The following is a 22,175-nucleotide window of genomic DNA, read 5'->3' on the forward strand; positions in this document are numbered from 1 at the left end:
CATGGGGAAGGTCGTCCCATAGGTGGTGGAGCAGAAGGTGGCGATCTCCTCGTGGGTGCCGGGTTCCTGGCCCATGAAGTCGAATCCGTGTACGGCCCGCACCCACGGGACCTCAGGCGTCCTACTCGGGTGCCGAGATACCGGAGTCGGTCTGTCCGCTACCCACGGTGGTGATGGCGCGTGGAAGCGCCTCGCCGGAACCGTCCCGCCGTTCGGTGAGGTCGGGAAGTCGAACCGGCTTGCCGTCGGCACGCGAAGCCCTGGCCGGTGAACGTCCCACCCACGCGAAGAGCAGGGTGTCCTCTCCCTTGAGGTAGCGGTGGCAGCGTACGCCCCCGGTGGCCCGTCCCTTGGCCGGGTAGGACTCGAACGGGGTGACCTTGGCCGATCCGGCCTGTGTACCCGTGAGGGCGTTACCGCTACCGGACACGGTCACCACGACCGAGTCCTCGGGGCTCGGCACCGCACCGAACCACAATACGCGGGCGTCCTCGGCCAGCCTGACACCGGACACCCCCCCGGCGGGGCGCCCCTGGGGACGCGCCGTCGAGGCGGAGAAGCGCAGGAGCTGCGCCTCGGAGGTGACGAAGGCGAGATCCTCCTCACCCGTGGACAGCTGGGTGGCTCCGATGATCCGGTCGTCGTCCTTGAGCGTGATGATCTCGAAGTCGTCCTTGTTGGGCGGGTAGTCGGGGGCGACCCGCTTGACCACACCGCCCAGGGTGCCCACGACGAACCCGGGTCCGTCGACGCGCATCGACACCACGCTCACCACGGTCTCGTCCCCGTCGAGCGCGACGAACTCGCTCACGTCGAGCCCGTGCGTGAGCGGCGGGGGCGGGTCCTCCTCACCCTCGACCGGGGCCGGTAGCTCCGGTAGTTCCACGACCGGGACCCGGATCATCCGGCCCAGGGCGGTGACCAGGCCGACATCCGAACGCGAGGTCGTGGGGATCGACACGTGGACCGTGTCGTGCGCCACGCGCAGCCCATCGTAGGGGCGGGGCAGCGTGGCGCCCTTGGTGCGGACGATCCGGCCGTCCACGCCGAACAGTACGTGGCAGGGCTGGTCGGCCATCTCCAGCGGGATCACGGCGGAGCGGGTGGCGCCGTCGCTCTCGCGCAACTGGGTGCGTCGGGGGGTGGCGAACTTCTTGGAGACCTCGTTGAGCTCCTTGGACACCAGGCGGCGGAGCTTGTTGTCCGACTCCAGGATCGCGGTGAGCTCGTCGATCTCCTTGTTCAGCTTCTCCCGCTCGGTCTCCAGCTCCAGCCGGTCGAAGCGGGTCAGACGACGCAGCGGGGTGTCGAGGATGTAGCGGGCCTGGATCTCGGACAGCTCGTAGGCGCCCATGAGGGCCTCACGGGCCGCCGCGGTGTCGTCGGCCTCGCGGATGAGTCCGATCACCCGATCGATGTCGAGCAGGGCGACGACCAGACCGTCGACCAGGTGCAGGCGCTCCCGGCGCTTCTTGCGGCGGAACTCGCTGCGCCGACGCACCACTTCGAGACGGTGGCCGACGTAGACCTGAAGGAGTTCGCGCAGGCCCAGGGTCTGCGGTTGGCCCTCGACCAGGGCCACGTTGTTGATGCCGAAGGACTCCTCCATCGGCGTGAGCCGGTACAGCTCCTCCAGGACGGCCTCGGGGTTGAAGCCGTTCTTGAGCTCGATGACCAGACGCAGGCCCTGGTTGCGGTCGGTGAGGTCCTTCAGGTCCGAGATGCCCTGGAGCTTCTTGGACTGCACCAGTTCCTTGATGCGCGCGATGACCTTCTCGGGGCCGACGCTGTAGGGCAGTTCGGTGACGACCAGGCCGGTGCGGCGGGCCGACACCTTCTCGATGGCCACGGTCGCCCGCGTCTTGAAGGTGCCGCGGCCCTTGCGGTAGGCGTCGCGGACGCCGTCGAGACCGACGATGGTGCCGCCGGTGGGCAGGTCGGGGCCGGGGACGAACTCCATGAGCTCGTCCAGCTCCGCCTCGGGGTTGGCGATGAGGTGGCGGGCGGCCGCGACGACCTCACCGAGGTTGTGCGGGGCCATGTTGGTGGCCATACCGACGGCAATGCCGCTGGTGCCGTTGACCAGGAGGTTGGGGAAGGCCGCGGGAAGGACCTCGGGCTCGGTCTCCTGGCCGTCGTAGTTCGGTTTGAAGTCGACGACGTCCTCGTCGATGGAGGACACCAGCAGCTCGGCGGGGTGGTCCAGGCGAGCCTCGGTGTAACGCATGGCGGCCGGGGCGTCGTCGCCGCCCAGGGAACCGAAGTTGCCGTGGCCGTCGACCAGGGGCACGCGCATGGCGAAGGACTGACTGAGCCGCACCAGGGCGTCGTAGATGGCGGAGTCGCCATGGGGGTGGAGTCGGCCCATCACCTCCCCGACCACGCGGGCGCACTTGACGTGTCCGCGGTCGGGCCGCAGACCCATCTCGTTCATTTGGTAGAGGATGCGCCGTTGAACCGGCTTCATGCCATCGCGTGCGTCCGGTAGGGCGCGTTGGTAGATCACCGAGTACGCGTATTCCAGGAAGCTGCCGCGCATCTCCTCGGAGACGTCGATGTCGATGATCTTCTCGGCGAGATCCTCGGGGGGACGGGAAGTAGTACGGGCCATGTCCGTAATTCTGGCCTGCCCCGGTGACTGAAACGTACACGGGAGCGTGGTCGGGCGTGTGTGAGTCGCGCTGCAACGGGGTTTCGCGCCGGCCCGGAGAGGGTTTTCCGTCCCCGGCACCGTGCCGGGGACGGAAAACCCTCAACGCTGCGTGGCGACCCCTAACCGCTGGTCACGGCGGTCTCGCCGGCGGGGACCTCCAGCGTGGTCCCGTCGGAGAAGCCGACGGTGAGGGTCTCGGAGGTCGGGTTGAACGCCGTGTGGGTACGGGTCCCGGAGTCGTCGAAGACCGCGTAGTGCGCGGTGTCGGCCGTCACGGAGACGTCCACGGTGCCGAACTCGGCGAGGGTGGACACCCACTGGTAGGTGTGCGGCTTGGAACCGCCCTCCTCGGGTTCGTAGGTCTCCCACTGCTCCTCGAACATGCGCAGGGCGTCGTCCCCGTCGGACAGGGCCCGGTGCGCCCAGTGGATGTCGCGCCAGATCTCGGGTTCGCCACCGAGCTTGTCGACGAGCGACTCGTAGATCGCCCCGGCGTGCTCGGGGTCGTGGCCCAGGTAGAGGGAACCGGCGGTGATGGGCAGGTAGTTGATGCCGTAGTGCTCCTCGTGGCCGCCGTCCCACCAGATGCGGTAGTCGCCGCCGTCTCCCCAGACCATGCCGACGACGTCCTCGGGGTAGTCCTCGGGGAAGGTCTCACCACCCTGGTCCTGCCAGTAGCGGGCGATGGTGGAGGCCTGGGTGGTGTGCAGGTACACGCCCAGGTCGCGGAGTTCCTCGTCGCCGGTCAGCGCGCCGAAGTGCGCGGTGGCGGCGGCGAAGTGCATGCCCTCGGAGGAGGACTCCTGGTTGTTGCCGGCGGCGAACCCGGCGTGGCCGGAGGCCCAACCGTGTCCGGCGTAGGGGGAGAAGGACCGCAGACGCGGGAACATCTCGTCGTCGGTGTCGGTGGAGGCCACGTCGCGGATGAGGAGACGGATCATGCCGCCCCAGGCGTCCTCGGCCGCCCATTCGGCGTCGTAGCGGGCGACCGTGGCGGCCGCCGAGACGAAGTATCCGTAGTGGAAGTCGTGGTCGTTGAGCTCGGTGGCGGCGCCGAAGCTGTCGGGGTAGCCGAGCATGGCGCCCCATTCGGCGTCGTGGTGGAACTGGCGGGTGCCGCCGACGGTCAGCCAGTCCTCCAGCCGTTCCTTGACCAGGCCGAGGAGTTCGTCGCGGGCCTCGGTGTCGCCGATGGAGTCGGCGATGGGCACGAGCTGGGCGAGTCGTCCCATGGCCTTGCCGTCCCAGTAGGTGTCGCCGGGTTCGGGGAAGAGCTCCTCCTCCGCCAGGACCTCGTCGATGAGGGTGGCCATGCGATCGTGGTCGGCGCCGTCCACCGTGGGCAGGCTGGGCATGATGCCCTGGGTGGTGAGCTCGGTGGTGAAGGACGAGCCCTCCGACACGCGCATCTCACCGCGGGGTGAGGCGTAGGTCAGGTCGGTGAGGTCGCCGGTGACGTTCGCCCACTGGTGCGGGTAGAGCGCCATGAGCGTGCCGGTCTCCTCGCCCTCGCGCGCCTCGGTCGCCAGGCTGTAGGTGCTGGTGAGGGTGGCGGCGGCCTCGTCGTAGTCGTACTCGACGAGCGAGTCGGTGACGACGGAGTGCGCGTAGGGGGCGAAGGCGTCCAGGTCGTCGGGCTCGGGCAGGACGGCCACGGAGTAGTACCCGTCGTCACCGGTGTCGGCGGTGAGGGTGTCGCCCGAGAGGGTCCAGGGGGCGTCGGAGGGGGAGAACAGGGCGTAGTGGCGTCCGTTGACGGTGGCGCCGACGGTGGATCCGTCCTCGTGCCAGACGTCGGGGGTGCCCTCGAAGGTCACCTCCGCGGCGCCACCGGAGGTCTCCGCGTAGGCGAAGGGCAGGCCCTGGCCGAGGGTGACGCGCAGGGTGGAGCCGCCGCCCTCCCAGTGGGCGGTGACGGTCCAGTCGCCGTGGTCGGCGGTGCGGGTGTCGGGGGAGTCCAGACCGGCCACGCCGAGGCTGAGGTCGGAGACGGCGGTGTACTCGTACTTGAGGTCGTCGCCCACGAGTTGGTGGGAGTCGGGGTAGCCCATCTCCAGGCCGCCGGAGTGCGGCAGGAAGCTCAGCGGGTGGGCGAAGAGGTTCTCGCCGTGGGGGTTGTCCGCGTAGCGCTGGAAGATGAGTGAGGACCACCACTCGTTGGTGGGCGCGGGACCCTCGAAGTCATCCGTGACCTTGGGGGATACCGGGTTGCCGTCCAGGTCGGAGGGGCCCGAGTAGCCCTCGGGGAGGGTGTCGGTGTAACCACCGGAGCCGACGGGGACCTCGGCGGCCTCGGCGGAGACGGGGATGATGCCGCCGGTCACGGCATCGGTCACCGCGAGGGCTGAAGCGCCGACCACGAGCGCCGAGGCGGCGGCGAGCAGGCCGAGCCTGCGGCCGCGTGGGCGCGCGTGAGCGGGGCGGCGGGGGTGTGCCATCTCGTGTGCCTTTCGTACTTCTGGTGGGGCGCGAAGGTAGCGGGAGCGCTCCCACTGCGGGGAGGACATGAGTCCTGACGGACAGTGTTCGGACTGCTTCGTCGGAGCGCAATGCCGGCAGACTGGAAAGTTTCCTTACCGTTATCGGGGGTCCCTGTGAGATGGCTCCCCGTGCCAGGCCTGTGGACAACCGCTCGGACCCCCTCCGGCTCTGGTACCAAAGAGGACATGGCCACTCCCACGGACCTCACCGACACCACCGCCCTGCGCGAACGCGCCGAGGAACACCTGCGCGCCCTGGCGGGCGACTCCGCGCGACTGCGCGAGGACCAGTGGACCGCCATCCACGCCCTGGTCGCCGAACACCGCCGTGCCCTGGTGGTGCAGCGCACCGGATGGGGCAAGTCGGCGGTGTACTTCGTGGCCACCGCCCTGCGTCGGGCCGAGGGCGCCGGGCCGACCGTCATCGTCTCTCCGCTGTTGGCCCTGATGCGCAACCAGATCGCCGCCGCCGAACGCGCCGGGATCCGCGCCCACACCATCAACAGCACCAACACCACCGCGTGGGAGCAGACCTACGCCGAGGTCGCCCAGGGGCGGGTCGACGTCCTCTTGGTCAGTCCGGAACGGCTCAACAACCCCGAGTTCCGCGACCGGGTGCTGCCCGAACTCGCGGCGGGGGCCGGCCTGGTCGTCATCGACGAGGCGCACTGCGTCTCCGACTGGGGACACGACTTCCGCCCCGACTACCGCCGCATCCGCTCCCTGCTGCACGACCTCCCCGACGGGGTGCCGGTGCTGGCCACCACCGCCACCGCCAACGAACGGGTCACCCACGACGTGGCCGAGCAACTCCAGGCCGGCGCGGAGCGGGCCGACACCCTGGTGCTGCGCGGTCCCCTGGAACGCGAGAGCCTGCGCCTGGGCGTGGCCGAGCTGCCCGACCCCACCGCCAGGCTCAGCTGGCTGGCCGAACACCTGCCCACCATCCCGGGTTCGGGCATCGTCTACACCCTCACCGTCAGCGCCGCCGAGGAGACCGCCCGCTTCCTCACCGAACAGGGCCTGGAAGTGCTGGCCTACACCGGACGCACCGACCCCGACGAACGTCGTGCCGCCGAGGACGCCCTGTTGGAGAACCGGGTGAAGGCACTGGTCGCCACCAGCGCCCTGGGCATGGGCTTCGACAAACCCGATCTCGGATTCGTGGTGCACCTGGGCGCCCCGCAGTCGCCCATCTCCTACTACCAGCAGGTCGGTCGTGCCGGCCGTGGCGTGGACCGCGCCGAGGTGGTGCTGCTGCCGGGCCGCGAGGACGTCCAGATCTGGGAGTACTTCGCCGGACTGTCCTTCCCCCCGGAGGACACCGTCCGCGAGACCCTCGCCGTGCTCGCCGAGGCCGACAAGCCCCTGTCGGTCGCCCACCTGGAGACCCGGGTCGACCTGCGCCGCACCCGATTGGAGCAGATGCTCAAGGTGCTGGACGTGGACGGAGCGGTGCGGCGAGTGCGCGGCGGCTGGGTCGGCACCGGTCGGCCATGGGCCTACGACACCGAACGCTACGCCCAGGTGAGCGCCGCCCGAGAGCGCGAACAGCGCGCCATGCTCGACTACATCGCCACCGACACCTGCCGGATGGAGTTCCTCCGCCGCCAGCTCGACGACCCCGAGGCCACCGCATGCGGCCGCTGCGACGTGTGCACCGGACGGTACTGGCCGACCGAAGTGGACTCCGGTCGCCGCAAGGCCGCCGCCGACCACCTGGACCGCCCGGGCACACCCGTGGCCCCACGCCGCCAGTGGCCCACCGGCATGTCCGCGCTGGGGGTGGACCTGTCCGGGAAGATCCCCGAGAACCTGCGGGCCGGCGAGGGCCGCGCGCTCGGCCGGATCACCGACATCGGCTGGGGCAACGAACTGCGGCGTGTCCTGGCCGAGGACGCCCCCGACGCACCCGTGGACGAACGGATGCTCCAAGGCGTGGTCCGGGTCCTGGCCACCTGGGGTTGGCAGAACCGGCCCGTCGGCGTGGTCGCGATGCCCTCCCTCACCCGCCCGACCCTGGTGGCGGACCTGGCCGACCGGCTGTCCTCGCTCGGCAGGCTGGTCCCCCTGGGATCGCTGTCCTACCGAACGCAGGACGGCCCGGGCCCACGCCGGCACAACAGCGCCATGCGCCTGGGACAGGTCTACTCGTCACTGGTCGCCGACCCGGAACTCCAGGAACGTGTGACCGAACTCCAGGCGAGTACCCCGGGCCCGCTGCTGCTGGTGGACGACGTGGTCGACACCGGTTGGAGCCTGACCGTCGGCGCCGCCCTGCTGCGCCGCGCCGGAGCCCCGGAGGTGCTACCGCTCACCCTGGCCACCACCGGCGGCTGAACCCGAACACGCCAAAGCGCTAGCGGAGGCGCTCAGAGACACTGCTAACGGATGCGCTGGCCTCTGGGGGCGCCTCTTCGGACCGGTCGGCCCTCGCCCAGGTCGGGGCGGGCGCCCGGCTGGTGCAGGGCTCGGGCGGCCAGGCGGCTGGCGCGGCCCAACGCCTCCTTGGGGTGCCGGCCGGCCAACCACGCGGGCAGGAAGCCGGCGATGAACGCGTCGCCGGCGCCCACCGAGCCCGGGGACGGATCCACCGGTTCGGCCGGGGCCCTCACACAGTCCTCACGGGTCTTGGACGCCCACAGGCCGCCGTCCTCACCGAGCTTGATCACGACGTTGGGGAACCAGGCCGTCAGAACCTTGGCGGCGGCCTCGGGCTCGTCCCGGCCGGTGAGCACCCGGGCCTGGTCGACGTTGACGAACAGCAGTCGCGCGCCCTGGGTCCACTCCAGGAAGTCCTCCGCGCCGGCACGCTCCAACGGTGCGTGCGAACCGCCGTCCACCGAGATCGACATGCCGCTCTCGCGGGCCATGCGCAGGGCCACCCGGGCCGCGCGACGCGAGTCGGAGTTGATCAGCGTGTAGCCGGAGACGTGCAGGTGCCCGTCGGGGCCGAACACGTCGCGGGGAAGGTCCTCGGGCTGTAGACGCGCGTTGGCGCCCGGGTCGCTGAGCATCGTCCGGTCACCGCGATGGGTGATCATGACGACGCAGTGCCCGGTGGCGCGCTCGGGATCCATCACCATGCGCGAGTCCAGGCCGTAGCCCATGAGTTCCATCTCGCGGGTACGTCCGGTTATGTCGGAGCCCCGGCGACCCACGAACGTGGTCTCGGTGCCCTCGACCGACAACCAGGACGCGATGTTGGCCCCGGAACCGCCGCCGTACATGACCACCGAGGCGGGGGTGTCACTACCCCTGGCCAACGGGTGGAACGCGCGCGCGACGGCGTCGGTCATCAGATCACCGATCACGACCACTCGAGTCATTTCGCCAGCCACCACCGAGTGTTGAGAACCTGTGCCCGCACGACGTTAACAGTTTAACGATCAGGGTCGGGTAACGAACTGACAGCACCCCGGACACACGGTCACCAAGGCGATGTCGGGGTCTTGCGCCCCACCGCATCAGGGTACGTGGACCCGGGTGCGCACCGTCCCGAAAGCGCTTGCTCGACGGGAGGAACGGGCGGTGATTTCGGCCGGACGGTGGGGACACTCCCCGTATCCGACCGATTGTCGTCTAGTCTCGCAGTCGTGCAGTCCTACCCGAAACACTGGGAAGCCGACGTCGTTCTGACCGACGGCGGCACCGCGCACCTGCGCCCCATCACCGCTGACGACGCCGACCTGCTGCGCGAGTTCCACGCCCGGCTCTCGCCGGAGACGATCTACTACCGGTTCTTCGCGCCCTACCCCAAGCTGTCCAACCGCGACGTCGAACGCTTCACCACGGTCGACTACGAGGAGCGCGTGGCCCTGGTCGCCACGATCTCGGACTCCCTGGTCTCCGTGGTGCGTTACGACAAGGTCGCCCCGGAGGAGGCCGAGGTCGCCTTCGTGGTCGAGGACGGTCACCAGGGCCGTGGCCTGGCCTCGGTCATGCTCGAACACATCGGAGCGGCCGCCCGCGAACGCGGGGTGCGGCGTTTCATCGCCGACGTGCTGCCCGAGAACCGACGAATGATCAACGTCTTCCGTGAGGCCGGGTACACCGCCCAACAGACCTTCGACGAGGGGGTCATCCGGCTCACGCTGGACCTGCAGCCCACCGACGACTCCCAAGAGGTCATGCGGGCCCGCGAGCAGCGCTCGGAGTCGCGTTCCATCGCCCGTCTGCTCTTCCCGGAGTCGGTCGCCGTCATCGGCGCCAGCCGGACCGCGCACACCATCGGTCAGACCGCCCTGCGCAACCTCCTGGGCGGTGAGTTCCAGGGCCCCGTCTACCCGGTGCACCCCGAGGCCAGGGCCGTGGTGGGCGTGCGTGCCTACCCGTCGGTGCTGGACATCCCCGACCAGGTCGACCTGGCCGTGGTGGCGGTGCGCGCGGAGACGGTCGTGGACGTGGTCGAACAGTGTGCCGAGAAGGGCGTGCACGGACTCGTCGTGGTCAGCTCCGGGTTCGGCGAGATCGGCCCGGAGGGTCGCGTCCGCCAGGACGAGCTGGTGCGCACCGCCCGCGCCGCCGGTATGCGCGTGGTGGGACCCAACTGCCTGGGCGTCGCCAACACCGACGCGTCGATCTCCCTCAACGCCACCCTCTCCCCGGACCTGCCCCCGGCCGGCCCCATCGGATTCTTCTCCCAGTCCGGCGCGCTGGGTCGCGCCATCCTGCAACGGGTCGCCGACCGGGGCATGGGACTGTCCACGTTCGTGTCCGCGGGCAACCGCGCCGACGTGTCCGGCAACGACCTCATGCAGTACTGGCAGGAGGACCCGGCCACCCAGGTCGTCCTGCAGTACCTGGAGTCCCTGGGCAACCCGCGCAAGTTCACCCGTCTGGCCCGGCGCCTGGCCAAGCAGAAGCCGATCGTGGCGGTGCGCAGCGGCGGTTCGGCGCGGACCACGCCCACCGGCCACGCCGCCGGCGGGCTGGCCCTGCCCGACTACGCCGTCACCTCCCTCTTCGAGCAGGCCGGGGTGGTGCGCGTGGACGACATCACCCAGATGTTCGACGCCGCCCAGGTGTTCGCCTACCAGCCGCTGCCCGCGGGGCCGCGGGTGGGCATCATCGGCAACTCCGACTCCCTGGAGTTGCTGGCCAAGGACGCCGCCGTCCGCCAAGGCCTCAAACCGCACGAACCCGTGAACCTGGGCCCGCAGGCCACCGCGGAGGACTTCGACAACGCCCTCCGGGCGGCCATGGCCGCCGACGACGTGCACTCGGTCGTGGTGGTCTTCGTCCCGGCCCTGCACCCCATCGGCGACGACGTGGCCCGGGTGCTGCGCGCCCGCGCCCTGGAGTCGGACAAGCCGATCGTCACCACCTACCTGGCCCGACAGGGCATCCCCGAGGAGCTCAGGCACGTCGGGGACCAGGGACAGACCCTGCACGGTTCGGTCCCCTCCTACCCCGCCCCCGAGGACGCCGTGCGCGCCCTCGCCCACGCGACCCGCTACGCCCAGTGGCGGGACCGCAAACCCGGCCGGCACCCCGAGCTGCCCGACCTCGACGGCGCCCGGGCCCGCACCGTCATCGCCCGGGCCCTGTCGAAGGTCGGAGCGGAGAAGGGCGACATCGCCTGGTTCGGCGGGGAGCGACGCTACGACGAGGAGACGGCGATCTCCAGCGAGGACGCGCACGAGCTGCTGTCCTGCTACGGCATCGCCGCCTATCCCGACATCAAGGTGGACTCGGCGGAGGAGGCCGTGGTCGCCGCGGGCGAGCTGGGCTACCCGGCGGTGGTCAAGGCCGACGCCCCCGACCTGCGGGTCCGCGCCGGAGGTACGTTCGTCCGCGCCGACCTGCGCACCCCCGAGGACGTGCGCAGCGCCTACCTGTCGCTGTACGACCGCTTCGGCGGCGAGGCCGACCTGGTGGTCCAGCGTCTGGCCGCGCCCGGGGTGCCCACGGTGATCCGGGCCGGGGACAACCAGTCCTTCGGGTCGGTGGTCTCCTTCGGCCTGGCCGACGTCACCGCGGAACTCCTCGACGACCGTGCCTTCCGGTTGGCGCCGCTGACCGACATGGACGCGGCCGACCTCATCCACGCGGTCCGCGCCGCCCCGCTGCTGTTCGGGCTGCCCGCGGGGGCGACCTCGCTGGCCGAACAGCCCAACGTGGAGGCCCTGGAGGAACTCCTCATCCGGGTCTCGCGCCTGGTGGAGGCCTTCCCCGAGATCGGCTACGTGGACCTGGACCCGGTGCTCGTCAACGCCACCGGCGCCCACGTCCTGGGCGCGCGCATGTGGTTGCGGGAGGCGCCCGACGTGCGTCCGGACTCCGGGCCTCGGAGGTTGCGCGGGGTGACGTTCTGATCCGCCAATGGTCGGCTCTCTTCGGGCGACGGTCGCGAAGTGTCACCGGGAGGGGGCAGGATAGGGGTATGAGGAAAACACGTGCCGTGCCCACGGACTGGCGCCTGGAGATCGAACGGAGCGGGTACTACCCCGCCCTGGTCATCGACGCGGTCGCCGACGTCCTGGGTGACGAGGACGCCAAGGCGTTCATCGTGCACCACGAGGCGACCTTCGACCCGGCCATGGAGATGCGCCGGCACATCACCGTGATGCTGCTGACCGAGACCCGACTGGTGGTCTGCCACACCGACGAGCACCCACCGACCGAGCCGGGCGGTACCTCGCACGCCTCCACCACGACCGACAGCATCCAGCTGGGCAACGTCCAGTCGGTGGCGCTGACCCGGGTGGTGCCCAACCCCGCCCAGTACACGGCGGGGAGCACCCCCAGCGAGCTGGTGCTCAGCGTCAACCTGTCGGTGAACTGGAGCGCGGTCGCCCACATCGACCTGGAGCCGGCCTCCTGCGCCGACGAGAGCTGCGAGCTCGACCACGGCTACACCGGTGCCATCACCGCCGAACCGCTCACCCTGAGGGTCAGCGAGGCGGCCGACGGCGCCGAAGCGGTGCAGGCGATGATGCACTTCTCCGACGCCTTGTCCGTGGCGGCCCGGGGACGCTGACCACGCCCGGGGCGGGGCCGCGCGGCCCCGCCCCGGTGTCGGTCCGAGCGACGGTGAATGGTTACCGTGTGTTCCGGTCAACTGTGGTGACCGGGTTCACTCCCACCGACGCAAGAGAGGTCAGCTCGCGATGACGCAGCACCAGCCTTCCGCGACCCCCGACGCCCCGCTCGTGAAGTCGAGTGTCGACAGGGCCATCGCCACGATCACCCTCGACTCCCCGCGCAACCGCAACGCGCTCTCCGCCCGGTTGCGCACCGAACTCTCCAAGGCCCTCGCCGACGCCATGGCCGACGACGAGGTGCGCGCCATCGTGCTCACCGGTGAGGGCCCGGTGTTCTGCGCCGGCGCCGACCTCAAGGAGATCGCGGCGGCCCTGGCGGGCGAACCCGTCGAACCGGCCCCGGAACTGCCCGAGATCTTCGAACAGATCATGGGCGGCCCCAAACCCGTCGTCGCGGTGCTCAACGGGGCGGCCCGGGCCGGCGGCATCGGCCTGGTCGCCGCCGCCGACATCGCCCTGGCCCCCAAGAGCACCACCTTCGCCTTCACCGAGGTGCGCATCGGTGTGGTCCCGGCGATCATCTCGGTCCCCGTGTCCGCGCGCGTGCGCCCGCGCCAACTCAGCCGCTACTTCCTCACCGGTGAGATGTTCGACGCCGCGGCCGCGGCGGAGGCGGGGCTCATCACCGAGGCCGTGCCCGATCGGGAGATGCGGGACACCATCGACTCGATCCTGCGGGGGCTGCGCGGGGCGGCGCCACGCGCGCTGTCCCGCACCAAGGAACTCGTCGGCGAGATGAGCGGAGGTGCCCAGGCCGTACCCGGCCGGCGCGACGAGGCCTTCGCCCGGATGGGTGAACTGTCCGCCGAGTTCTTCGCCGCGGAGGACGCGGCCGAGGGACGCGCCGCCTTCTTCGAGAAACGCCCCCCGCACTGGGCTCGGTGACCTGGGTGCACACGCCCGCCATGACAGGCCACAATGGACGGGTGAGCTACTCCGGAGATACCAGGGTCGGCGGCCCCGCCGACCTGCGCGAACTACCGCAACTGACGATCACCAAACTGGCCGTGGGCCCGATGGACAACAACGCCTACCTCCTGCGCTGCCGCGCCACGGGGGAGGCCGTCCTCATCGACGCGGCGGCCGAGGCCGACCGCGTCCTGGAGATGATCGGCGAGGACGGGTTGGCCCGCGTGGTCACCACCCACCGCCACCAGGACCACTGGCAGGCGCTGGCCGAGATCGTCGGCCAGACCGGCGCCCACACGGTCGCCCACCCCGACGACGCCGACGAACTCCCGGTGTCGGTCGACGAACCCGTCACCCACGGCAGCACGGTCCGGGTCGGGGACTGTGCGCTCACCGTCATCCACCTGCGCGGGCACACACCCGGTTCGATCGCCCTGCGCTACGACGACCCCGAAGGCCACACCCACCTGTTCACCGGGGACAGCCTCTTCCCGGGAGGGGTCGGCAAGACCTGGTCCGAGGAGGACTTCCGGACTCTCTTCGGTGACGTCTCCGAGCGTGTCTTCGGAGCCCTGGCCGACGACACCTGGATCTACCCCGGCCACGGCAAGGACACCACGCTCGGCGCCGAGCGTCCGAACCTGTCCCAATGGGGTGAGCGCGGCTGGTGACTCAGCCGACATAGCAGCAAAAGCCCACGTGTCCGAGGTGGTCGGCGACCGCCTCGGACACGTCCCCGCCACCGGCCAACGCGCGGTGGAACAGCCGCATGGCCGCACCCGTGCGTTCGTCGGAGACCGGCAACGGACTCGCGACCACGGTGCGCGTCCCGAGCGCCAACAGGGTGCCCGCGAAGCCACCCGGTGAGCGTGTGAGGAACCCTCGGCCGCCCCAACAGGTGGCCAGGGTGACCAGCGCCGCCGGAGCGGGCACCCGCAACAGGTCCCGGGCCGACAGCGGGCCGTCGGACAGTTCGACCCGGGACGACAGCGCCGAACGTTCGCCGGCGTGCCCGTGCCCGGCCAGGTGGGCCAGGTCGGTGTCGGTGAGCGCCGCCAGGACCTGATCCCGCCGGGCCCGCTCCAGTACCCGGGAGCCCGGGTGGATGCCGGCGAGTGCGCGGACCTCCGCTCCCGCCCCGGCCGGTTCGGCGGCCGCCGCCAACAGCACACGCCCGCCCCGCGGAGGATGTCGCCGCGCCCAGGATCGCGCCCCGGCGACCACCGTGACCGGTCGACCCCGCAGGCTCGGCAACAGTCCCCAGGGCGGATCGTCCAGGTAGGGGACGCCGGTGACCACGAGCGGACGCCCACCGGTCAACGGCAGCACCGGGCCCACCAGGGCCTCGTCCACGGTGGCCAGGGCCGGGGCCGATCCGTCGACGGGCACGGCCTCGCACTCGTGCCGCATTCGGGCCAGGAGGCGACGCAGGGGCGGCAACGGGCCCAGGAACGCGGTGCGCACCCGACCCGCCACCGCCACCAGCGCGACGGCCTGGTCCCCCGCCCTGGTGAAGTGCACGAACGCCCGGTCGCCCAGGGTGTCGAACAACCTTCCCAACACCGGGCCGCGCGGCGCGCGCCGACGAGACACCGTCAGGTCGGTCTCGGTGTCGACCGCCGCGACCAGGGTGTCGCGTGTGACCTCCGTGCGGGTCAACTCCGCCCATTCCAAGGCGGTCGCCGGGTCGCCCACCGCCAACGCGCCCTCCAGACCGGCCTGGATCACGTGAGGGTCGCCGAAGCCGCCCCCAACCACGCGCCCGGCAGCGGCGCGGGCCGTGGTCGGACGTGGAGGTCCGGTGCGGGCAGACGCTCGGCGAGGGCGGCGAGCGCGCGGGTGGCGTGCGGGCTCGTGACCGGGACGGCGGTGGAGGGCGAGCGCACCTCCAACGCCCCACGGGCGCGTTCGATGGGACGGGCCTGGTGGGTGCGCTCGGTGAGCCGCTCCAATCGGTGGGTCAGTCCGTACCAGGGCGACCCGCGTCCGATGTGCCGCCGGACCCGCAGGGACAGGGCCAACGCCGCCTTGTGATCGCCCTCCAACAGGCGCAGCTTGGCCTCCAACAGGGTGCGGGCGGTGTCGGTCGGCCCCTCCCGCCAAGGTGCCTCGGCCAGGATGCGACCGGCCTCCTCCACCTGGCCTTCGCAGAGCAGGGCTTCGGCCAGGTCCACGCGCAGTGCCTCCTGTCGGTCGGCCGGTACCAGTGGCAGGAGTTCGAGGAAGATCCCGATCGCGCCCGGCGCGTCGCCGCGGTACAGGGTCAGACAGCCCTGGTTCTGGCGGGCGACCGTGCCGAGCAGCGGCAACCCGCGGGTCTCTGCCAGGTCGCGTGCCGCGTGGAGGTGGTCCCCGGCCGGCCCGAAGCGACCGCACAGGGCCTGGGCCAGCCCCAGGTCGGTGAGCACCCCCGGCAGCACCGGGGCCAGGTCCGCGGCGGGGTGCCCCCGTAGCCGACTCCGGATGTCCTCCAACAGGGTGACGGTGTCCTCGAAACGTCCGTCCCGGGCCAGTCGGACCCCGTCGGCGACTCTGGCCAGGAGAGGGCGGGCGGTGGTCGTCGCGGTGGTGTCGGAGGTCGCGCTGGGGGACAACACGTCCGGCTGCCTTTCGCCAGTGGGGCCGGTCGCCTCCAGTGATAGCAGCGGTTCGGGCCGTGGGGGAGTGCCCTCGGCCAACCTGTGGACGAACGAGGCGGGACCGAACCGGACCTATCCCGATAAAGGGTGGCCGAGTGCGAGCCATCGAGAGGGGAACACACCCTGTTTCGGTTCGGCCCTATTCAGATGGTGAACCAGTCGGTGACCACGGGGAGTCGGTCCGGACGCTCCATGGTCAGGGCCAAGGGGCCTCGGCGGAGCCGGTCGGCGTGGAACGCGCCATCGCCCCGTACGAACAAACGCAGGTGTTCCTCGGGTCGGCGCAGGCACACCTCCACGTGGTCGAAGTCGCCGATCACCAGGCCTGACAGTGAACTCAGATCCCCGTGCGCGCGCAGCCGCAGGTCGACCCGCAGGTCATCGAGGTGGAAGCACAGCGTCGTCGTGGTGGCCTCGGAACGGGACGGGACGAGTGCCGGGGTGGAGTCGACGATGGTGGGGGCCGTGCGGGCCCGGTCGAGGGTACGGTCGAAGGCGGCCAGAGCCGCACCCCGGCCGGGTTCTGTGTCTTTCACGGATCACGCACGCCTTCCGTCGGTTCGGTGGTGTCGAGGGAACGGCGCAACCGGCGCAGCAGGTTCCGTCGCTCGTTGGCGGTGGTGCGGTGGGAGAGGGGCGCGGCGCCGGGGGAGTCGTCCAGGTAGTGCCGGGCGACCCGCCGGTCGGCCGGGCCCAGCGCGTCGATGGCCTGGTACAGCTCGGCATGGCGTTCCTTGCGCAGGTACACGTCTTCGACGTCGGGGACGAGGGCGGATCCGGACTCCGCGACCAACCGGTGCGGGTCGACCGGCACCAGCTTCCGCAACCGGTCGCGTTGGCGGCCGCACACGTCGCCGGTCACCCGGATCAGCCAGGCCCTGAGCAGGTGGGGGTGGTGCAAGCGCGGCAGGTGCTGGTTGAGGTTGAGCCAGACGGTCTGCACCGCGTCCTCCCGGTCCTGACGGGGCAATCCGTAGGAACGGGCGACGCGGTTCACGGTGGGCAGGTGGCGATCCACGATCTCCGCCCAGGCGCCGGAGTCGCCGGCGCAGGCGGCGAGCACGAGTTCGGCATCGGGTCGAGGGGAGGGGCCGGAAGTGGCCGGAACCGGCTCGAAAGTGGGGGATACATCCCCTGAAGTGCTCGAATATGGCCTATTGCGGCGGGGATCACCGCGGTGGATCTGCTCGCGCGGCTGGTCTGGCACACCCGTCTCCCACTATGATCGGACTCCCTGTCGTCGCCTGTGGCACACGGTAATCCCTGGGTCTTCGGGTCACGTGGGGAACACTGGAAAAGTCCGGTGTTCGAGATGGTTTCCAGAGTGCCTATAGGGCACAATGGGGCAAAAGGCATGCAGCGGGTATGTAACCTTCTCGTGATACGAGGGCGTCGGGGAAGCGCACTCGTTCGTATCAGGAGGTTCGGTGTCCGCACGTGGCGTCTTGTACGTCCACTCCGCGCCCGCGGCGCTGTGCCCACACGTCGAGTGGGCGGTCGCGGGTGTCGTTGGAGTACCCGTGAAACTCGACTGGGTCGCCCAACCCGCAGCCCCCGGCAACCACCGTGCCGAGCTGAACTGGCAGGGGAAACCGGGGACCGCCGGGGCGGTGGCCTCGGCCTTGAACGCGTGGCAGCGCCTGCGCTTCGAGGTGACCGAGGACGCGTCACCGGGTTGTGACGGCGTCCGCTACAGCTACACGCCCACCCTCGGCGTGTTCACCGCCGTCACCAGCGCCGCCGGTGAGGTCCTCGTTCCCGAGGGCCGGCTGCGCGCGGCGATGGAGACCGCCGCCGTCGACGGCGGCGACCTGGCCGCGGAACTCGACCGACTCACCGGCCGGGCATGGGACGAGGAGCTGGAGCCCTTCCGCTACGCCGGTGACGGCGCGCCCGTTCGCTGGCTGCACGCCGTCGGCTGACCCTCCGCACGAGGGTCAGCAGGGCGGCTCGGTGTCACCCGGCCAGATCGTGGAGGCCAGCAGGACCGCCGCCCAGATACCCAAGGGGACCAGCGGCCAGTACAGCATCAGTTCGCCGCCCAGCAGACTGGTCGCCCCCCACAGACCGGTGAGTACCCCTCCGGCGCCCAGCCACCAGCGCCATTCCTCGCCCCATTCCGCCCACGGCAGCCGCCGTGGCCGGTGCGCGGGTTCGGGCCGGGGGTCGCGGACGCGCCCGGTGTGGAACCGGGGCGGAGGGACCGGGACCACGGGCACGGGTAGGTCAGAGGTCAGGGAGCGCAGCTCCCCGACCCGGACCGCGACCAGCGCCGTGCCCACACGGCGCTCGTACTCGTCGTCGTCCAGACGGCCTTCGGCATAGGCGGTCGCCAGACGGTCGATGGTGAGGTCGCGTTCGGTGTCAGAGGCGCGCATCCGGTTCAGCGGCAGACGTTGGGTCTCCACTTCCCACCCCCATAGGCGCGAGTCGGTGACCACACCTTACGTGGCGTGTCCCCGCCACGAAAGAGCACAAGGGGGTCGATTCAACACGCTTTTCCAGCCCCACCCAGGAGGCGATATCGTCGCAGGTCAGGGCTGCAGCCAGTGGGACACGGCGCGGCAGGTCGAGGGGTCGGCGGCACCCACCAGACCGGTGTGCTCGTAGGCGCCCCGATAGGTGAAGGGAGCGCCGTCCAGCCGGGTCAGGTGACCGCCCACCTCGGACAGGATCAGCGCGGGCGCGGCCACGTCCCAATCGCGTACCGGAACGTCCTTGACGAACAGGTGGGCGACCCCCTCGGCGATCCGGCACAGCTTCAGCGAGATGCTGCCGCTCTCCAGGTACTCGCCGTAGCCGAAGTGGTCGTACACCCGCCGGGCGATACCCGCCGGCTCGGAGGTGTTGTCGGTGAGCACCCCCTGACCGGGAGGGGAGGGAGCGAGTCGAGGCAGCGCGATCCCGTCCCGATGGGCACCCTGGCCGCGCACCGCCGTGTACAGGACCCGATGGTGGGGGGCGAACACGGCCGCGACCTCGGGGGCCTCACCGATCATCAGCGCCGCCTGGGTGACGTAGCCGTCGAACCCGTGCGCGTAGCTGGCGGTGCCGTCGATCGGGTCGATCAGCCAGTACCTCGGCGGGCGTGGACCCGACAACGAATCCGGGTCCTCCTCGCTGACCACCGGAATCCGCGGGTCGATCGCGGTCAGTCGCCGGGAGAGCGCCCGGTGGGCCATGGCGTCGGCCTCGGCCTTGAACTGGTCGCCCTCCCACGCACCGCTGCGCACCGAGGGGTCCTCCCGCCGATCCCGCAAGAGGGAACCGACCTCGGTGACCGTCGCGGCCACGGCCTCCGAGAGCGGATGCCCGCCGCTCATCGGGCACGCACCGGTACCACCGGGGACCGGTCGCCCGTGGCCACCGCCCCGGGCAGCGCGAAGCCCTCACCATGCCGGATGGTCTGCGGGGCCGGGGAGATGCCGTGTGAGGTGAACTCCCGCTCGCTGAGGAACTCGTCGCTCCATCGCCGCACCATGGCCACCCCCTCCCGCCACTCGTCGCTCAGCCGGGGACCCCCGGCCACGGCCTGGCGCAGCAGCCCCGCGATCTCGTCGACCCCGGCCGCCGCGGTCAGCGCCGCCGTGGAGGAGAAACGCGGGTTGATCTCGAACACCCGCGGCCGACCCTCGGAGTCCAGACACAACTGCACGTTGAACGGACCGTCCGCGCGCAGCTCCGTCTGGATCGCCCGGCAGGTACGCGTCACCTCGGCGTTGCGCCGACTCACCGCGTACTTGGTGACGCCCTGCTTGAGTACGACCTCCTTGGGCACCACCGCCTGCACCTCGCCGTCCCGCCAGACCACCACCGACACCGTGAACTCGGGCCCGATGACCCGTTCCTGCACGATCAACTCGTCGGCGGCGTACCCGCTCTCGGAGACCGCGCGGGCCAGGTCACGGGCCGAGTCGATGACCATGACCCCCCGGCTGCCACGTCCACTGCGCGGCTTGACGATGAGTCCGCCGGGGGAGCGATCGGCGGCGTCGACGGGCCATTCCGAGGCCGCCCAGGTGCGGGGAACACCGATCGCGGCGTCCTCCAGACGTCGCATCAGCACGTACTTGTCCAGGCAGGTGTCGACGAAGTCCAGGCGGGGCGACAACACCTCGACCCCGTCCTCGGCCAGTTCGCCCACGCGCACCAGCTCCTCGTCCACCAAGGGGATGACGGCGACCGCGCCCTCCTTCGCGCACAGTTCCCGCATGCGGGGGAGGAAGGCCTCGCTGTCGCCCGGTGGCACCAGGTAACCGCGGTCGGCGAGGTAGAGACCCGGAGCGGTGGGATCCATGTCGGTGGCCACCACCCGGAATCCTTGTTCGCGTAGGTGAAGGATGGTTCCGGGGGTAGGGGCCGAACCCGCCGTCGTCACCACGACAGTCGGTTTCCTCGGGATGCTCGAAGACTGCTGTGCCACCGGCTTGTAGACCCTTCCAGACGTCCCTTTGGATCGGAGTGGTGCGGGAGGGGGATGGATCGAGACTAGACCGGAGGGACCGTCCAAGGCTCGTGTTTGGCCGAAACCGGTTGCGGAGTGAACCGGAGGTCCCCTTCGTGCGTGCGCTCCGAGAGCACCGGGAGGAAGGCCGAAGGGCGGGGACGCGCCGCGCGTCCCCGCCCTCCCGATGGTCCCGGGTTCTTCGGGTCACCCCTGTTCGTAGACCGGGGTGATCATCGCGCGTCCCAGCGAGTGCGAGAACAGGTTGAAGCCGAGGAAGGCGGGGCTGCCGGAGGAGTCGATGCCCAGGCTCGGAACGTCGACGGCGTGCACCACGAAGAAGTAGCGGTGCGGCCCGTGTCCGGGCGGCGGGGCGGCGCCGATGTAGCGGTTGCTCCCGGCGTCGTTGCGCAGGGTCACGGCGCCTTCCGGCAGACCGGAACCATTGCCGGCGTCCGCCGCCAATTCGGTCACCTCGACCGGGACGTCGCACACCGACCAGTGCCAGAAACCGCTCGCGGTGGGGGCGTCCGGGTCGAAGCAGGTGACGGCGAAGCTCCGCGTCCCCTCGGGGAACCCGCTCCAGGACAGGTGCGGGGAGACGTCCTCGCCCCCGGCGCCCATGATCCCGCTGACCTGGGCGTTGGGCAGTGTCCGCCCGTCCGCCACGTCGTCGCTGGTGACGGTGAACGAGGCGACCTGCGGCAGGAAGTCGTAGGGGGAGGGTGGCGTGGCCACGGTGATGGCCTCCTTGTCGTCGAGGTTGTTCGTGCCGGCCCGCTGACGGGCCCGTCCCCGAACATACGCCCCGCGAGGGACGTACACCCTGCCGAGCACGCCGGTGGGACGCGGTCTACTCCGGGGTAGGGGTCGCGTTGTACGGTCGTGCCACATCCGAACGAACAGGAGCCGTCATGACCTACCGCTGGGGCATCACCGTCCCCTTCGAGGGAGTCCCCCTGCATGACCAACGGGCTCTCTTCGAGGAGCTGCCCGACCTCGGCTACACCGACGCCTGGTCGGCCGAGGCCAACGGAACCGACGGGTTCACGCCCCTGGCCCTGGCCAGTGTGTGGGCGCCGACGCTGCGGCTGGGCACCGCGATCGTGCCCGCCTACACCCGGGGTCCCGCGACCCTGGCGATGAGCGCCGCCTCCCTGGCCGCCGCCGCGCCGGGCCGGTTCACGCTGGGGATCGGCACCTCCTCCAACGTGATCGTGCAGCGTTGGAACTCCATCCCCTTCGAGGAGCCCTACAAGAAGGTCCGCGACACCGTCCGTTTCCTGCGCGAGGCGCTCACCGGTCAGAAGATCAAGGCCGCCTACGACACCTTCGAGGTCAAGGGCTTCACCCTCGGCGCCGTGCCCTCGGAGCAGCCGCCGATCCTGGTCGCCGCGCTTCGTCAGGGCATGCTGCGTCTGGCCGGTCGAGAGGGCGACGGCGCCATCATCAACTGGCTCTCGTCCGAGGACGTGCGCACCGTCGCGCCGATCGTCCGAGAGTTCGGCGAGGACAAGGAGATCGTCGCCCGGATCTTCGCCATCCCCGACACCGACCCGGAGACCGCTCGGGAGATCGGCCGTCGGGCCATCGCCGCCTACCTGAACGTGCCCGTCTACCGGGCGTTCCACGAGTGGTTGGGTCGTGAGGAGCTCGACCCCATGTGGAAGGAGTGGGAGGAGGGCGACCGCAAGGGCGCACTCGCGGCGATCCCCGACTCCGTGGTCGACGACCTCATCGTGCACGGGCCGGCGGAGTACTGCCGTGAGCGGATCGAGTCCTACGTGGCGGCCGGGGTGAGCACCCCGGTGATCGCGCCGATCGGACCGTCCTCCCACGCACCGGCGGACATCATCCGCGCACTCGCGCCAAGAGGCTGATCCGACCCTCGTTCGGGGTGTCCTCGCACGCGCACCGGTGTGACGGGGACATCCCGACCGTTCGGTATGTTCTGCGTCCCCGGTGCGCTCGACCCGGTCCACGACGCCACCCGTGTTCTGCCTG

Annotated in this window: 18 protein-coding genes and 1 pseudogene; 7 read left to right on the plus strand and 12 right to left on the minus strand. The window is 70.8% G+C overall.

The genetic code is table 11. From position 1 onward, the window contains the following. The 3 genes and pseudogenes from ABZ717_RS24105 to ABZ717_RS24115 form a co-directional block, all read right to left on the minus strand. Nucleotides 1–78 (minus strand): annotated as a pseudogene (locus tag ABZ717_RS24105) (glutathione peroxidase); the annotation flags it as partial. Between the two features lie 43 nt (nucleotides 79–121). Beyond that, nucleotides 122–2,611 carry a DNA topoisomerase (ATP-hydrolyzing) gene (locus ABZ717_RS24110; RefSeq protein WP_358514267.1) on the minus strand — a complete coding sequence of 830 codons (2,490 nt, stop codon included), beginning with the start codon at nucleotides 2,609–2,611 and terminating at the stop codon, nucleotides 122–124. Nucleotides 2,612–2,772: 161 nt separating this feature from the next. Continuing rightward, nucleotides 2,773–5,091, minus strand: a complete 2,319-nt coding sequence (locus ABZ717_RS24115) for a glycosyl hydrolase (protein ID WP_358514269.1) — start codon at nucleotides 5,089–5,091, stop codon at nucleotides 2,773–2,775. 228 nt (nucleotides 5,092–5,319) lie between these two features. Between ABZ717_RS24115 and ABZ717_RS24120 the strand changes: the two genes are divergently transcribed. Continuing rightward, complete coding sequence (locus tag ABZ717_RS24120) at nucleotides 5,320–7,473, plus strand: RecQ family ATP-dependent DNA helicase (RefSeq protein WP_358514271.1); 2,154 nt, start codon at nucleotides 5,320–5,322, stop codon at nucleotides 7,471–7,473. Between the two features lie 44 nt (nucleotides 7,474–7,517). Here the strand turns inward: ABZ717_RS24120 and ABZ717_RS24125 are convergent, their stop codons facing one another. Continuing rightward, nucleotides 7,518–8,453 (minus strand): sugar kinase, encoded by a 936-nt coding sequence (locus ABZ717_RS24125; RefSeq protein ID WP_358514306.1) that lies wholly within the window; start codon nucleotides 8,451–8,453, stop codon nucleotides 7,518–7,520. 276 nt (nucleotides 8,454–8,729) lie between these two features. Between ABZ717_RS24125 and ABZ717_RS24130 the strand changes: the two genes are divergently transcribed. The 4 genes from ABZ717_RS24130 to ABZ717_RS24145 all read left to right on the plus strand — a co-directional run bounded on the left by ABZ717_RS24130 (nucleotide 8,730) and on the right by ABZ717_RS24145 (nucleotide 13,759). Continuing rightward, nucleotides 8,730–11,450: a GNAT family N-acetyltransferase gene (locus ABZ717_RS24130; protein ID WP_358514273.1), complete on the plus strand. Its 2,721-nt coding sequence runs from the start codon at nucleotides 8,730–8,732 to the stop codon at nucleotides 11,448–11,450. Between the two features lie 86 nt (nucleotides 11,451–11,536). Beyond that, entirely contained in the window at nucleotides 11,537–12,115 is a 579-nt protein-coding gene (locus ABZ717_RS24135; protein WP_358514308.1) for a DUF5998 family protein, read from the plus strand. 130 nt (nucleotides 12,116–12,245) lie between these two features. After that, nucleotides 12,246–13,064 carry an enoyl-CoA hydratase-related protein gene (locus ABZ717_RS24140; RefSeq protein ID WP_358514275.1) on the plus strand — a complete coding sequence of 273 codons (819 nt, stop codon included), beginning with the start codon at nucleotides 12,246–12,248 and terminating at the stop codon, nucleotides 13,062–13,064. A gap of 41 nt (nucleotides 13,065–13,105) precedes the next feature. Continuing rightward, the gene (locus ABZ717_RS24145; protein WP_358514277.1) at nucleotides 13,106–13,759 is read left to right on the plus strand and encodes an MBL fold metallo-hydrolase; all 654 of its coding nucleotides are present in this window, start codon (nucleotides 13,106–13,108) and stop codon (nucleotides 13,757–13,759) included. A gap of 1 nt (nucleotide 13,760) precedes the next feature. On the opposite strand, the gene ABZ717_RS24150 is transcribed toward ABZ717_RS24145, so the two are convergent. From ABZ717_RS24150 to ABZ717_RS24165, 4 genes are all read right to left on the minus strand, one after another. Next, the gene (locus tag ABZ717_RS24150; protein WP_358514279.1) at nucleotides 13,761–14,816 is read right to left on the minus strand and encodes a CHAT domain-containing protein; all 1,056 of its coding nucleotides are present in this window, start codon (nucleotides 14,814–14,816) and stop codon (nucleotides 13,761–13,763) included. Next, complete coding sequence (locus ABZ717_RS24155; RefSeq protein WP_358514281.1) at nucleotides 14,813–15,685, minus strand: hypothetical protein; 873 nt, start codon at nucleotides 15,683–15,685, stop codon at nucleotides 14,813–14,815. The genes ABZ717_RS24150 and ABZ717_RS24155 overlap by 4 nt, the downstream gene beginning before the upstream one ends. Before the next feature lie 185 nt (nucleotides 15,686–15,870). Next, nucleotides 15,871–16,263: a carboxypeptidase regulatory-like domain-containing protein gene (locus tag ABZ717_RS24160; RefSeq protein WP_358514283.1), complete on the minus strand. Its 393-nt coding sequence runs from the start codon at nucleotides 16,261–16,263 to the stop codon at nucleotides 15,871–15,873. Further along, a complete protein-coding gene (locus ABZ717_RS24165) occupies nucleotides 16,260–16,790 on the minus strand; it encodes a sigma-70 family RNA polymerase sigma factor (protein ID WP_358514285.1) in 531 nt (176 codons plus the stop codon). Before ABZ717_RS24165 ends, ABZ717_RS24160 begins: the two co-directional genes overlap by 4 nt. A 364-nt stretch (nucleotides 16,791–17,154) precedes the next feature. Between ABZ717_RS24165 and ABZ717_RS24170 the strand changes: the two genes are divergently transcribed. Beyond that, nucleotides 17,155–17,649, plus strand: coding sequence for a DUF3145 domain-containing protein (locus ABZ717_RS24170; RefSeq protein WP_304078734.1), 495 nt, complete (start codon nucleotides 17,155–17,157; stop codon nucleotides 17,647–17,649). Nucleotides 17,650–17,664: 15 nt separating this feature from the next. On the opposite strand, the gene ABZ717_RS24175 is transcribed toward ABZ717_RS24170, so the two are convergent. The 4 genes from ABZ717_RS24175 to ABZ717_RS24190 form a co-directional block, all read right to left on the minus strand. Beyond that, nucleotides 17,665–18,135, minus strand: coding sequence for a DUF1707 domain-containing protein (locus ABZ717_RS24175; protein ID WP_358514288.1), 471 nt, complete (start codon nucleotides 18,133–18,135; stop codon nucleotides 17,665–17,667). Between the two features lie 126 nt (nucleotides 18,136–18,261). Then, nucleotides 18,262–19,050 carry an inositol monophosphatase family protein gene (locus ABZ717_RS24180; protein ID WP_358514290.1) on the minus strand — a complete coding sequence of 263 codons (789 nt, stop codon included), beginning with the start codon at nucleotides 19,048–19,050 and terminating at the stop codon, nucleotides 18,262–18,264. After that, nucleotides 19,047–20,108 (minus strand): ATP-grasp domain-containing protein, encoded by a 1,062-nt coding sequence (locus ABZ717_RS24185; protein ID WP_358514292.1) that lies wholly within the window; start codon nucleotides 20,106–20,108, stop codon nucleotides 19,047–19,049. Before ABZ717_RS24185 ends, ABZ717_RS24180 begins: the two co-directional genes overlap by 4 nt. A gap of 270 nt (nucleotides 20,109–20,378) precedes the next feature. Beyond that, nucleotides 20,379–20,909: a YbhB/YbcL family Raf kinase inhibitor-like protein gene (locus ABZ717_RS24190; protein ID WP_358514294.1), complete on the minus strand. Its 531-nt coding sequence runs from the start codon at nucleotides 20,907–20,909 to the stop codon at nucleotides 20,379–20,381. A gap of 176 nt (nucleotides 20,910–21,085) precedes the next feature. Here ABZ717_RS24190 and ABZ717_RS24195 point away from each other — a divergent pair, with 176 nt between their 5' ends. After that, nucleotides 21,086–22,051 carry an LLM class F420-dependent oxidoreductase gene (locus tag ABZ717_RS24195; RefSeq protein WP_358514296.1) on the plus strand — a complete coding sequence of 322 codons (966 nt, stop codon included), beginning with the start codon at nucleotides 21,086–21,088 and terminating at the stop codon, nucleotides 22,049–22,051. Nucleotides 22,052–22,175: the final 124 nt, after the last annotated feature.

The organism is Nocardiopsis sp. NPDC006832, from assembly GCF_040635885.1.
In the GTDB taxonomy this organism is placed as follows: Bacteria; Actinomycetota; Actinomycetes; order Streptosporangiales; family Streptosporangiaceae; genus Nocardiopsis.

Coding starts and splice junctions, on each gene's coding strand:
- ABZ717_RS24120 (WP_358514271.1), top strand. CDS start 5,320: ATGGCCACTCCCACGGACCTCACCGACACCACCGCCCTGCGCGAACGC.
- ABZ717_RS24195 (WP_358514296.1), top strand. CDS start 21,086: ATGACCTACCGCTGGGGCATCACCGTCCCCTTCGAGGGAGTCCCCCTG.
- ABZ717_RS24115 (WP_358514269.1), bottom strand. CDS start 5,091: ATGGCACACCCCCGCCGCCCCGCTCACGCGCGCCCACGCGGCCGCAGG.
- ABZ717_RS24140 (WP_358514275.1), top strand. CDS start 12,246: ATGACGCAGCACCAGCCTTCCGCGACCCCCGACGCCCCGCTCGTGAAG.
- ABZ717_RS24180 (WP_358514290.1), bottom strand. CDS start 19,050: ATGAGCGGCGGGCATCCGCTCTCGGAGGCCGTGGCCGCGACGGTCACC.
- ABZ717_RS24110 (WP_358514267.1), bottom strand. CDS start 2,611: ATGGCCCGTACTACTTCCCGTCCCCCCGAGGATCTCGCCGAGAAGATC.